This is a genomic window from Paraburkholderia sp. SG-MS1 (assembly GCF_012275575.1).
Lineage (GTDB): Bacteria > Pseudomonadota > Gammaproteobacteria > Burkholderiales > Burkholderiaceae > Paraburkholderia.
On sequence record NZ_NPIH01000258.1, the window covers coordinates 38,717 to 49,602 of the forward strand.

Genomic DNA, 10,886 nt, shown 5'->3' on the forward strand with positions numbered 1-10,886 from the left:
AAAAAGTCTGGTTAGCGCCCCCACTTTCCATCGGAACATCATGAAAACATCGCGCCGCCATTTTCTGCTGCTAAGCGTAGGGGTCGGCTCTTCGCTCGTGCTGTCGCAAGCGGCTTTTGCCGACACCGTGAACCGGCTCGGCGAAACCGATCCCAAGGCACAAGCCGTGGGTTATGTGGAAGACGCCTCGAAGGTCGACAAAGCGAAATTTCCCGGCTTCGCTGCCGGACAAACGTGCGCCAACTGCTCGCTATTCCAGGGCGCGGCGACGGACGCCTATGGCGGCTGCACGCTATTCGGCGACAAGCAGGTCGCCGCGCGCGGCTGGTGCAGTTCGTATTCGACTATGTGAGCACTTGAGCATGCGGGTCGGTGTGGCGCGGCTCACATCAGCGACTTCAACACCAGTTCGTACGAGTGGCCGATCCACACGGCCGCGTCGCGGTGATCGCGCAGCGCGTCGCCGGTATTCGGATGCAGGAAAACGTCGAGCGCGCCGTGATTTAGCGTGAGCCAGCCGACCACGTCGGCGAACTGCGCCTGCGTGAAGCCGAGCTGATATGACCACATCGGATGCGGGCCGACAGGGCGCTCGTGAAAGCGGCCGACCTGCAACCGGCCGCCCCAGTGCGCTTCGATCTGCTCGCGAAAGGTCCACGCGGCGTCGCGGCTGTTCGCATCGAAATAGATATGGGCGTGCCAGCTGTCGATGGCGGAGGTGTCGCGAAAGGTCATATCAGAGTCCATTACATAGAGTCGGCATCGGCTGACGTCAGTCTTTATCCGACATTCATTCTGCTTCGGTGTGCGTGGGCGCGCGCACTGCGCGTCTCATGTAAAACTGTGCATCATCCTCGCCGACGACCTCGAAGCCGAGCCGATCGTACAGACGTTTCGCGGGATTGCCCTTGAGCACCTTCAACGTGACCGGCAGCGCGTCGTTCTGAGCGGCCCGCAAGACCGTACGCAGCGCGCGTTCGCCGATGCCGCGCCCTTGCAGCGCCGGCGTGATCTGCAATTGCACGACCACCCATTCGGTGTCGGTGCGATGCGCCTTCAGCAGGCCGGCCGGCGCCCCGTCGATACAGATGACCCGCGCCGTGTCATACCGATGCAGCAGCCGCGTGCGATGTTCGACGTCGTCCGTCGGTTCGCCGGCGCGCGCGAGGTGCTCCGTCATCGTGGCCTTGCGCAGTTCGAACAGAAAAGTTTCGTCGTCGCCAAGCGCAGGGCGCAGGGTCAGGGCAGGTTCTTGAACGGACATGTCGGTAACGTTGCCACGCGCACGTTTCCCGCGCGGGTGGTGAGTAAGAATGGTCGTGAATTGTCGCGCCAGCAGCGCTTTTTTACCACGCGGTGATGTTTTCGTCTTTCTACTTCAGCGATCCATGCGAACGCGCGCTCGTGCGGACAGGCCTCGCCCGACTGGGACGGTGCCGGCGCAGCGGCGCTGTTTGAGGTGCGGCCGATGTTTGCGAGCCGACATGTCAGGCGCGCCGGTGGCGGACATGGATCGCGCGGCCGGCAGCGTGAGGCGGGCAAGCGTGGGTGGCATGTGCTTTGCTTTTGTCTCATCCGCGTCATGCTGGGCCGAGCCGGTTCCGCTTCTCGCGAGGAGACGCCGGACCGCAGGGAAGCGGTGTCGGCGCGACCTAAGAACGAAACATGCGGGACGCGAAATCACGCGTTGTCCTGCACGGGGTCGATGGCGAGAAGCCGTCACATCCGCCTTTTATCTGACACAAGCGGTTTGCGCTTTGCGCAGACGTGTGGCGTGTGCCGCGCGCGGTGGCGGGCACATACGTGGCGGCTCGTCCGGCTGTCCATGCGCCGCTGTGACCGGTGATCACGTGCGGTTGCGGGTCTTCGTTTCATTCAGTTTTTTCGGTGACGTTCGTTCGAGTCGTCGAACGGTTTAACGAACTTTGCGAGGTGAGCCATGGAAGTTGTCGAACTTGAACCCAGCGTCTCTGCGGACGGACGCGCGGTGATTTTCCAGCTTTCGACGCGAGGACGGGACCTCGAATGCGCCGTCACGCGTGAGGCGCTGGAACAGCATTTCTGGCTGCAACGCGGCGCGGCCGAAGCGCGCGTTCTGAAGACATTCGCGGACGGACGCAAACGCATCACAGCGGTCGCGGAGAGGAAACTACTCGCGCGCCCCGGCGAAAAGGTGTTGTTGACGATCAGCGATTTTGCCGCGCGCGGTTGATGTTCCGCGAATCGATCTCATGCGGGCGGGGACTTGGCCCGCTTGGGAGTCCGTTTTGCACGCACGTTTGAACTGACAGCGTGCGACGGCGATCGTGCCGTCGCAGGCGTGTTTGTTGTCGTACTCTTTTGCCTGCCCGATCCCATCGCTGCTCCCAGCCGCCGTGTGCGCCGGACCGCCGACCGCCGCTCACCTCCGACGAAGCCCCCTGTTACACCGATTCGCCAAATTAGGCCGGCAAAGCCCCTCGCTTCGCGCAATTGCGTGCGGATGCACTCGCATACACTGTTTTCCATGGCGCGACAAAACACCGAGCCCATCGACGCGGTCATCCCCCGCGTTGTTTTGAACCGTACCGTTGATGGCAGTTTGCCGCGGTTGTCGAACGCGGCAGGGCAGTAAGGCAGTAGGCAGTAGGAGCAATGCAACAACGCGCTACTCACACGAGATGCGCGAAGCAGCAGGGGGTTGCAGCCAGGTATAGTCGAAGTCGAAGGACCCGGCTGTGATGCAGTATGAGTTCAGACAGCCTCAGCAGTGGCAGTGAAAGTCGCAGTGGAAACAACGATAGCAAGAGCAGTAACGCTGCTGAGTGGAGCGGCAGCAAGCTGGAGTAGCAGCGGTTCACGCAACACCGGCATGAGCGGTAATACAGCACTCCACGTAGCAACAGCTCGATAAGGTTTAGGTGGTTAGAGGTCGACAGGCATCCACGCGCATGTACGACTGTTCCATCCTGTCCGGCCCTGTTCCTTCACGGGAACAGGGTTTTTTTTCGCCGGTAGGCATCGCGTACTTGTATTTGCGGGCTTCGAACCGATATGCCGGAATTGCAGTTCGTGATGCGGTTGCGCATCGGTCGGCCATGCGTCGCGAGCCGCCGCGCGCAGTCCGAGCTCGGATTGCGGCACGTAAGACGAAAAGTTGCTTGCCACGATGGCGATGCAGACTCACATTAGAGCTTGTCGAGCCGCGAGCGCGTCGGTGGTTGATCACGGAGCGCGAGAATTCGGTGGCGAAGCCGGAAGTCAGTGAAGGAGGTTGAATCGATATGTCCAGTAAATCGCGAGTCCGCAAACACAGCCAATCGGCCATGTCCCCGCTGTTGCGTGCGCTGACCTTTAGCCGCGCGGCGCACGAACCGGTCACCGCGGCCATGCTGCTGCAGGGCTATGCGGCCCTCGACGCGTTCCGGCGCGGCCAGGGTTCGCGGGCGCTCTACACGACGTTGAGCCGGCATCTGCTGGTGTCGCAGGAATTGGCGCGTCTTGGCGTCGGCGAGGATGTGCTTGCGGACATCGAGGGGGCCCATGCAGCGATGGTTCGGCTCGACATGCGCGAACACGAAGTCGGTAAGTGGACCCTCGAGGACCCCGACTACGCGCGGCTCTGTACAGCGCTGGCGATTCTGGACGGGCAACTGTCGGCTGCCTCGCTGAGCGAGATTGCGAGCGCGGAAGCAAGAATGATCGAAGGCTTGATGCGCTCGGCGCACGCGCAGGCTGTTGCGGAGGCGGCGGTCTGAAAGTCGGAGACGCCGTAGCCGCTCCATGCAAAGCAGCGCACGGCACAACACAGCAAAAAGACGCCCCACGGGGCGTTTTTGCATTCGGCAATTGCATTGTCCCGCGCTCGACGCGCAGCAGTCGTCGTACGCCGTCGGATCTGCGCACGCGGTACCGCGCCGGCCGTTACGAGTCTCCGTAAGGAGTACGCCGAACGGCGGTGCACGCGGCGCATCCGGTTTGCGGGTGTCATCCGCGCTTGCTAGACTGGCTCTCCCCTCTTTGCCGCCAGCGCGTGTGTTGCCACCCGGCTCCCGCCGGAGGGTGCCGTGAGCGGTGTGATCAATCGGAGACACCATGTCTTACATGTTGCTCATCGTCGAACCCCCGAATCAGCGTGTCGAGCGCGGTGAAGCGGCGGGGCGCGAAGTCTACGACCAGATGGTGCATTTCGCCGCCGACCTCAAGGAGCGCGGCAAACTGCTCGCGGTCGAATCCCTCACTTCCCAGCGCGATGCCGTGCGCGTGCAGGTCCGTGACGGACAGCCGAAACTGCTCGACGGCCCGTTCGCCGAAGCGAAGGAAATGATCGGCGGCTTCTTTCTGCTCAATTGTGAAACCCGCGACGAAGCGGTGGCGATCGCGCAAGCCTGCCCGGCGGCGTCGTGGTGTACGGTGGAAGTCCGCAAGCTCGGACCGTGTTTCATGTAATCGACAACGTCTCGTGGCTGTGTAGCGCCCGGGGTTTTCCCTGGAGCGTCGGCAACAGTGTCGATCTTGCAGCGTATTGCTCGTCGTGTGTGTAAGGAGCCGGCATGCACAAGGCTCTTCACCCAATAAAAAATGGAGCAACGACGATGCGATTCATGATCCTGGTTAAAGCGACGGCCGCCAGCGAAGCAGGCGAAATGCCGGAAGCATCCCTGATGGCCGCGATGGGCGCGTATCACGAAGAACTTGCCAAAGCCGGTGTGCTGCTCGACGCCACCGGTTTGCAGCCGAGTTCCAAAGGCTGGCGGATCCGCTACAGCGGCGGCAGCCGCACGGTCATCGACGGCCCGTTCACCGAGAGCAAGGAGCTGATCGCGGGCTATACGCTGATCCAGGTGCGCTCGCGCGAGGAAGCGATGGAATGGGCGCGGCGTTTTCCCGCGCCGTTCGGGGAGCAGGCCGATGGTGAAATCGAAGTGCGGCAACTGTTCGAACTCGACGATTTCGAGCCCGGTCCCGAGGTGGAGCGGTTTCGAAATCTGGAAGCGTCGCGGCGCTGAGCCGCGAGCCGGCGTGCTGCCGATCGGCACGCCGCTCCCATGCGAATCCCGCATCAAGCCGACCAACGCCTCCGAAAGGAACCATCATGCTCAAGAACTCGCCGCTCGTCGTGCTTGGGGCAGTGGCCCTGCTGCTCGCTTACGCGGCGACCCGGCCCGACAGCTTCCGGATCGAACGCAGCGTACGCATTCAGGCGCCGCCCGAGCGGATCTATGCGCTGATCGACGACCTGCACCGGTTCAACCTGTGGAATCCGTTTCTGCGCAAGGACCCCACGGCGCAAGGCACGTACAGCGGCAGGCCGGACGGCAAGGGCGCGCGCTATGTGTGGCGGGGCGAAAAGCTCGGCGAGGGGCAGATGGAAATCGTCGATACGATGGCCGCGTCGAACGTCACGATGAAGCTCGATATCGTCACGCCCTTCGAAGCGCACAACGTGGCCGAGTTCACGTTGAAGCCGGAGGGCGACGCCACCAAGGTCACCTGGGCGATGCACGGTCCGGCGCCGTATCTGTCGAAGCTGGCGCAGGTGTTCGTCAGCATGGACCGGATGGTCGGCAAGGACTTCGAGAATGGCCTGAGCCATCTGAAGACGCTGGCCGAGGCGAGTTGAGTCGAACCGGGCCGGCTGATCGGCGCGGCGCTGAGCGGCCCCGTCCATAAAACGCATTAAAGGGACTTCGTCATGCACCAGCAGATTTACGTGAATCTCGCCGTCGACGATCTCGAACGGTCGAAGGCCTTCTTCACCACGATCGGCTTCAGCTTCGAGCCGCAGTTCACCAATGAGCAGGCGGCCTGTCTGATCCTCGGCGACAACATCTACGCGATGCTGCTGGTCAAGGACCTGTTCAAATCCTTCACGCGCAAGTCGCTTTGCAATCCAAAGGAAAGCACCGAAGCGCTGTTGGGCCTGTCGTGCGAAAGCCGGGGCGAGGTGGATGCGCTGGTCGCCAGGGCGCTCGCCGCCGGCGGCACGGTGCCGCGCGCGCCGCAGGACTACGGTTTCATGTATGGGCACGGCTTCGAAGACATCGACGGGCATATCTGGGAGCTGATCTACATGGACCCGAACGCGCAGGCAGCGGGCTGAGGCCGTGACGACGCAGGCTACCCATCGTGCCATCGAGGCAGTCTGGCGGATCGAGTCCGCCAAGGTCATCGCCCACGTCGCGCGGATCGTGCGCGACGTGGGCCTTGCCGAAGAACTCGCGCAGGATGCGCTCGTGGCGGCGCTCGAACATTGGCCCGCTGCGGGCGTGCCCGACAATCCGGGAGCGTGGCTGATGGCGACCGCGAAGAACCGTGCGCTCGACCGCTTGCGGCAGGAAGCGCTGCATGCGCGCAAGCGCGAGGAGCTGGGCCACGATCTCGACGCGCGCGAGGCGCACCTCGTGCCGGATTTCGTCGATAGCCTCGATGCCGCGCGTGCCGACGATATCGGCGACGATCTGCTGCGGCTGGTGTTCACCGCGTGCCACCCGGTGCTGTCCACGGACGCGCGCGTCGCGCTCACGCTGCGCCTGCTCGGCGGCCTCACCACCGACGAAATCGCGCGCGCGTTTCTCGTGCCCGAGCCGACCATCGCACAGCGGATCGTGCGCGCGAAGCGCACACTGTCCGCAGCGAAGGTGCCGTTCGAGGTGCCGCAGGCGGACGCGCGCGCGCCGCGGCTCGCGTCGGTGCTGCAGGTGATCTACCTGATTTTCAACGAAGGCTATTCGGCCACGGCCGGTGACGACTGGATGCGTCCGGCGTTATGCGAGGAAGCGTTGCGGCTCGGACGCGTGCTCCTCGGGCTCGTGCCCGGCGAGAGCGAAGTGTACGGCCTCGTCGCGTTGATGGAGATCCAGGCCTCGCGCACGCATGCGCGCACCGATGCGCAGGGCCGTCCGGTGCTGCTGCTCGATCAGGATCGCAGCCGCTGGGACCCGTTGCTGATCCGCCGTGGACTCACCGCGCTCGACCACTCGCACGCGCTCGGCGGCGCGAGCGGCCCATACGCGTTGCAGGCCGCGCTGGCCGCGTGTCATGCGCGCGCCCACCGCGCCGAAGATACCGATTGGGCGCAGATCGTCGCGCTGTACGACGCGCTTGCGCAAGTGGCGCCTTCGCCGGTGGTCGAGTTGAACCGCGCGGTGGCGGTGGGGATGGCATTCGGACCAGCTGCCGGTCTTGAGATCGTCGACGCGCTCGCCGCCGATGCGGCGCTCGCGAACTATCACTGGCTGCCGAGCGTGCGCGGCGATCTGCTGATGAAACTCGGGCGCGTTGAAGAAGCGCGCGCCGAGTTCGAACGCGCCGCCGCGATGACGCGCAACGCACGCGAGCGCGACTTGCTGCTCGAACGCGCGCGCGGCCTCGCGCATTGAAACCGTGGTGAAGCGTCAGCGAGCGGACTAGCGGATCAACTGACGCACGCCCAGTGCAACGATCAGGCCGCCGCACACGCGATCGACCCACGCCTTGCTGCGCCGGTACGCCGATGCGATCCGCGCATGCGACAGGGTCAGCGCGACAAAGCCGTACCAGCTGCTCGCGACGACGCACACCATGCCGAGCATCGCGGCGAACGTGCCGACGCTCACATGCGCGGGCGCCGCCGACGAGAACACCGCCGCGAAGAATGCCATCGATTTCGGATTCGCGATGTTAGTCGCGAAACCTTGCGCGAACGCCTGGCGGAAACCGCCCGCCGGCGCATCCACGGTGGGGGCCGGCTTGCCCGCCGACGCATTGACGATCAGCCGTCCGCCGAACCAGATCAGATAAGCGGCGCCGACTACCTTGACCGCTAGCGCGAGCCACGGGAACGCGGCGAACACGATGCCGACGCCGAGGATCGCGCAAGTCGCCCAGAACAGATTCACCAGCACGATGCCGGCGACCACGGCAAGCGCCTCGAGACGCGTAGCCGACGCGGCCTTGTGCGCGACCGCGACGAAGTTCGGGCCGGGAATCACCACGCCGGCGATGTACACCGAGAAAACGCCGAGAACGGCGGAGCCATCAACCATACGATACTCCCGATTGCGCACCTGCGGCACGGCGCGGTAAGCGAACCACACGCGCGCGGCGCGAGCCCGTGCGAATTCAAGCTGCAAGAAACGCGACGCCGGCAGTCACCACACCCGCGGCCGCCACGACGAACGACAGATTGCGCAGCCAGTTCTTGCGCGTCAGCAAGGTGATCGCGGATAGCGCGATCGCCACCTGGATCAGCAGGGTAGCCTGCGCCCAGCGATGATGGCCGTGCAGCAGCGTTTCGCTGCGGCTGTCATTGTCCACGACTTCCTTTTCGATCGCTTCGGCCTTCTCGCGAATCGGCGCTTTCTGCTGCTTGTATTTGTCGACGTCGGCGAGGAATTTCGCGTGGGCGTCGCTATTGCCCGTCGAGAGCGCCGCGCCGAGTTCGGCGAGGTTCTGTTTCTCGCCCTTCGCCTGGTAGTAATTCCACTGGTTCGACGCTTCGGTCTTTTTGATCGCGGCTTCGTTCTTGTAGAACAGCGCCAGGTTTTCGCTGTTACCGCTCTGATACGCACACAGCGCGCCGATCGTCGCGAGGAGCGCCGTCATCACGGCCATGCGGCTTGCAAACGGGTCCGCGTCGTGGCGGCCGGCGTGTTCGACGGCATGATCGTGCGGACCATGCACTTCATATTCTGCTGACATCCAGTTCTCCGAGGCAATGCTTTTTCTTTGTCATCGGGCCGGGCCCCGGCGCGAGGGGCTCAATCTTAACGTGTGGCGCGCGGCGACGGAAAAGGGATGGGTGTCAGCGCAGCCGCAAGCGCTCCAGTTCTAATGAATGCCCGACGTGAGCCACGTCCGCACGAGTGGAATCACATGCTCACCGCCGAGCATGCCGAGCAGCCCGACCAGCGCGACGGCCGGCGGCGCGGGCGACTTCACTTCCATCACGCTGTAGAGCAGCCCGACCACCACCCCGGCGGCGAGCGAGAGCACATAAGCTTTCATGTCCGTTGTCCTTCTGTGGGAGGCGCGCCGCAATGGCGCTCACATGCGGATGACGACGCGGCCCCGCGTGCCGCCGGCCACTGCCTGATAGGCTTCGCGCGCCCGTTCGAGCGGAAACTCTTGCGCGATGGCCGGCCCGGTCAGCTTGCCGCTTTCGAAGCCTTCGACGAGTGCCGTCATCAACGGCGCCGATTCCGCGACACCGAGCTTCGCGCTGTCCACACCGAGCAATTGGGTCTCGTTGTGATAGAAGTCGATGAGGTCGAATTCGACGCGACGCTTGCCCGTCCCGCTGATTTCCAGCACGCGGCCGCGCCGTTTGACGAGGCTCAGCGCGGTCTCGAACGCGACGCCGCCTACCGTGTCGTAGACCACCTCCGCGCCCGCGCCGCCGGTCAACTCACGCAGGCGCTCGGTGACGTGTTCGTCGAATGGCACGTAGTCGTCGGTCAGGCGGCCTGCCGGCGTGTTCGGGTCGAGCGGATGACGATCGACGGCGATCACGCGCGCGCCGCGCGCTTTCGCAATCTGCGCCACCGCCCCGCCCACGCCGCCGCCCGCGCCGATCACGGCGATGGTTTCGTCCGCCTGTAGTTGCGCGTACTCGACGGCGCCGAGCCATGCAACCACGAAGTTCACGCCGATCGCGGACGCTTCGGCATGAGTCAGCGCGGCCGGTTTGCGCGACAGCCCAGCGAGGGGGATGCGGATGAATTCCGCGTGCGTGCCGTCGCGCGTGAAGCCGATGTCGCCGCCGGTGCCCCATACGTCGGCGCCGAGCCACGCCGGCGGACCATCGACCACTACGCCACTGAAGTCGCGCCCCGGCGTGCGCGGCAGGACCGTGTGCTCGAAATGGCCCGACACGTTCTTGACGTCGCTCGGATTCACCGAGGCCGCCATGATGCGCACGACGGCGCTGCCCGCGTCGGCTTGCGGCGTCGGCAGGTCGACGTAGTCGAGCACCTCCGGATTGCCAAAAGACTTGAACTGAATCGCTTTCATCATGGGTCGCTCCAGGTGGGTTTTTGCGCTGCGCCATGTGGCGGGATGAGGGTAGTCTAGGTGACTCGCACGCGGGCGTCAGGACAAGGGCTTTCGAATTTCGGTCATGGGCGGTTGCGGGGAAGTGCAGGGCGCGGCCGCTTCAACGCTTGCTGTTGCCAGCCTCTTCTGGCGACTCCTCGACTGCCGCCTCGCTCAAGGTCCCGCCGGGACCGAAGCCGGTTGGCGGTGCGCCCAGTTCACGCCGGAACATGTCGCTGAAGCTGCTTGGCTGGAATCCAAGCGAGCGCGCGATGCCGCTAACCGGGCGTCCCTCGGCGAGCCCGGACACGGCCACCGCCAGTTGCACCTGGCGCCGCCATTGCGCAAAGCCCACGCCGAGTTCACGCGTGAAGAGCCGCGCAAGCGTGCGCACGCTCGCGCCGACCGACGCCGCGTGCTGCTCGAAGCTGATCGCGATCGACGGGTTGTCGATCACCGCGCGGCATAGCGCTTCGAGCCGCCGGTCCGACGCATCGGGCAGCGCGATGCGCAGCGACGAGCGCGGCGCGTGCACGAGTTCCAGCATGGCGAGACGGTAGGCGGCGTCGAGATAGGTTTGATCGCGCGCGCGGGTGCGCTCATGTTCGGCAATCGACGTGATCAGCTCGCGCAGCAGGCCGTTGACCTCGAACACGTCGCTGCGCCGGCTCAGATGACCGACATTGCGCTCATGCAGATAGAGATTGCGCATTTCCACGTCGTTCATCATGTGGATCGAGTGGACCGTGCCGGCCGGCAGCCAGACCGCGCGCTGCGGCGGCACGACGAGCGCTTCGCGGCCGGCTTCCACCCACATCACGCCGGATACCGCATACAGCACTTGTGCCCACGTGTGCGAGTGCGGGTCGATGCGCAGGCCGCGCGGATAGTGA

General features: G+C 64.6%; 15 protein-coding genes. 8 read left to right on the forward strand and 7 right to left on the reverse strand.

What is annotated here, in order from left to right; genetic code table 11:
* Window positions 1-40 precede the first annotated feature (40 nt).
* Window positions 41-352, forward strand: coding sequence for a high-potential iron-sulfur protein (locus tag CIC12_RS26280; protein WP_168668422.1), 312 nt, complete (start codon window positions 41-43; stop codon window positions 350-352).
* A gap of 32 nt (window positions 353-384) precedes the next feature.
* Here the strand turns inward: CIC12_RS26280 and CIC12_RS26285 are convergent, their stop codons facing one another.
* Both CIC12_RS26285 and CIC12_RS26290 read right to left on the reverse strand, forming a co-directional pair.
* The gene (locus CIC12_RS26285; RefSeq protein WP_168668424.1) at window positions 385-735 is read right to left on the reverse strand and encodes a DOPA 4,5-dioxygenase family protein; all 351 of its coding nucleotides are present in this window, start codon (window positions 733-735) and stop codon (window positions 385-387) included.
* Window positions 736-790: 55 nt separating this feature from the next.
* The gene (locus tag CIC12_RS26290) at window positions 791-1,264 is read right to left on the reverse strand and encodes a GNAT family N-acetyltransferase (protein ID WP_168668426.1); all 474 of its coding nucleotides are present in this window, start codon (window positions 1,262-1,264) and stop codon (window positions 791-793) included.
* 675 nt (window positions 1,265-1,939) lie between these two features.
* Here CIC12_RS26290 and CIC12_RS26295 point away from each other — a divergent pair.
* The 7 genes from CIC12_RS26295 to CIC12_RS26325 all read left to right on the forward strand — a co-directional run bounded on the left by CIC12_RS26295 (window position 1,940) and on the right by CIC12_RS26325 (window position 7,361).
* Window positions 1,940-2,212, forward strand: coding sequence for a DUF1488 domain-containing protein (locus tag CIC12_RS26295; RefSeq protein WP_168668428.1), 273 nt, complete (start codon window positions 1,940-1,942; stop codon window positions 2,210-2,212).
* A gap of 1,051 nt (window positions 2,213-3,263) precedes the next feature.
* Window positions 3,264-3,737, forward strand: coding sequence for a hypothetical protein (locus tag CIC12_RS26300; protein ID WP_168668430.1), 474 nt, complete (start codon window positions 3,264-3,266; stop codon window positions 3,735-3,737).
* A gap of 337 nt (window positions 3,738-4,074) precedes the next feature.
* A complete protein-coding gene (locus tag CIC12_RS26305) occupies window positions 4,075-4,428 on the forward strand; it encodes a YciI family protein (protein ID WP_168668432.1) in 354 nt (117 codons plus the stop codon).
* A gap of 146 nt (window positions 4,429-4,574) precedes the next feature.
* Window positions 4,575-4,988 (forward strand): YciI family protein, encoded by a 414-nt coding sequence (locus CIC12_RS26310; protein ID WP_168668434.1) that lies wholly within the window; start codon window positions 4,575-4,577, stop codon window positions 4,986-4,988.
* An 86-nt stretch (window positions 4,989-5,074) separates the two neighbouring features.
* Window positions 5,075-5,602 (forward strand): SRPBCC family protein, encoded by a 528-nt coding sequence (locus CIC12_RS26315; RefSeq protein ID WP_168668436.1) that lies wholly within the window; start codon window positions 5,075-5,077, stop codon window positions 5,600-5,602.
* 72 nt (window positions 5,603-5,674) lie between these two features.
* The gene (locus CIC12_RS26320) at window positions 5,675-6,082 is read left to right on the forward strand and encodes a VOC family protein (RefSeq protein ID WP_168668438.1); all 408 of its coding nucleotides are present in this window, start codon (window positions 5,675-5,677) and stop codon (window positions 6,080-6,082) included.
* Between the two features lie 4 nt (window positions 6,083-6,086).
* Entirely contained in the window at window positions 6,087-7,361 is a 1,275-nt protein-coding gene (locus tag CIC12_RS26325; protein ID WP_168668440.1) for a sigma-70 family RNA polymerase sigma factor, read from the forward strand.
* A 27-nt stretch (window positions 7,362-7,388) separates the two neighbouring features.
* On the opposite strand, the gene CIC12_RS26330 is transcribed toward CIC12_RS26325, so the two are convergent.
* From CIC12_RS26330 to CIC12_RS26350, 5 genes are all read right to left on the reverse strand, one after another.
* Window positions 7,389-8,006, reverse strand: a complete 618-nt coding sequence (locus CIC12_RS26330) for a LysE family translocator (RefSeq protein ID WP_168668442.1) — start codon at window positions 8,004-8,006, stop codon at window positions 7,389-7,391.
* Between the two features lie 76 nt (window positions 8,007-8,082).
* Window positions 8,083-8,661, reverse strand: a complete 579-nt coding sequence (locus CIC12_RS26335) for a DUF4337 domain-containing protein (protein WP_168668444.1) — start codon at window positions 8,659-8,661, stop codon at window positions 8,083-8,085.
* A 129-nt stretch (window positions 8,662-8,790) separates the two neighbouring features.
* The gene (locus tag CIC12_RS26340; RefSeq protein ID WP_168668446.1) at window positions 8,791-8,967 is read right to left on the reverse strand and encodes a DUF1427 family protein; all 177 of its coding nucleotides are present in this window, start codon (window positions 8,965-8,967) and stop codon (window positions 8,791-8,793) included.
* Between the two features lie 39 nt (window positions 8,968-9,006).
* On the reverse strand, window positions 9,007-9,972 hold the full coding sequence (locus CIC12_RS26345; RefSeq protein WP_168668452.1) for a quinone oxidoreductase family protein: 966 nt from the start codon (window positions 9,970-9,972) through the stop codon (window positions 9,007-9,009).
* 142 nt (window positions 9,973-10,114) lie between these two features.
* Window positions 10,115-10,886: AraC family transcriptional regulator (locus tag CIC12_RS26350; RefSeq protein ID WP_168668448.1), on the reverse strand; the 772-nt coding region annotated here is incomplete at its 5' end.

Bases quoted from the DNA above. Each gene is read 5' to 3' on its own strand.
- CIC12_RS26335 (WP_168668444.1), bottom strand. From the start codon at position 8,661: ATGTCAGCAGAATATGAAGTGCATGGTCCGCACGATCATGCCGTCGAA.
- CIC12_RS26345 (WP_168668452.1), bottom strand. From the start codon at position 9,972: ATGAAAGCGATTCAGTTCAAGTCTTTTGGCAATCCGGAGGTGCTCGAC.
- CIC12_RS26320 (WP_168668438.1), top strand. From the start codon at position 5,675: ATGCACCAGCAGATTTACGTGAATCTCGCCGTCGACGATCTCGAACGG.
- CIC12_RS26340 (WP_168668446.1), bottom strand. From the start codon at position 8,967: ATGAAAGCTTATGTGCTCTCGCTCGCCGCCGGGGTGGTGGTCGGGCTG.
- CIC12_RS26300 (WP_168668430.1), top strand. From the start codon at position 3,264: ATGTCCAGTAAATCGCGAGTCCGCAAACACAGCCAATCGGCCATGTCC.
- CIC12_RS26285 (WP_168668424.1), bottom strand. From the start codon at position 735: ATGACCTTTCGCGACACCTCCGCCATCGACAGCTGGCACGCCCATATC.
- CIC12_RS26305 (WP_168668432.1), top strand. From the start codon at position 4,075: ATGTCTTACATGTTGCTCATCGTCGAACCCCCGAATCAGCGTGTCGAG.
- CIC12_RS26290 (WP_168668426.1), bottom strand. From the start codon at position 1,264: ATGTCCGTTCAAGAACCTGCCCTGACCCTGCGCCCTGCGCTTGGCGAC.
- CIC12_RS26310 (WP_168668434.1), top strand. From the start codon at position 4,575: ATGCGATTCATGATCCTGGTTAAAGCGACGGCCGCCAGCGAAGCAGGC.
- CIC12_RS26330 (WP_168668442.1), bottom strand. From the start codon at position 8,006: ATGGTTGATGGCTCCGCCGTTCTCGGCGTTTTCTCGGTGTACATCGCC.
- CIC12_RS26315 (WP_168668436.1), top strand. From the start codon at position 5,075: ATGCTCAAGAACTCGCCGCTCGTCGTGCTTGGGGCAGTGGCCCTGCTG.
- CIC12_RS26280 (WP_168668422.1), top strand. From the start codon at position 41: ATGAAAACATCGCGCCGCCATTTTCTGCTGCTAAGCGTAGGGGTCGGC.
- CIC12_RS26295 (WP_168668428.1), top strand. From the start codon at position 1,940: ATGGAAGTTGTCGAACTTGAACCCAGCGTCTCTGCGGACGGACGCGCG.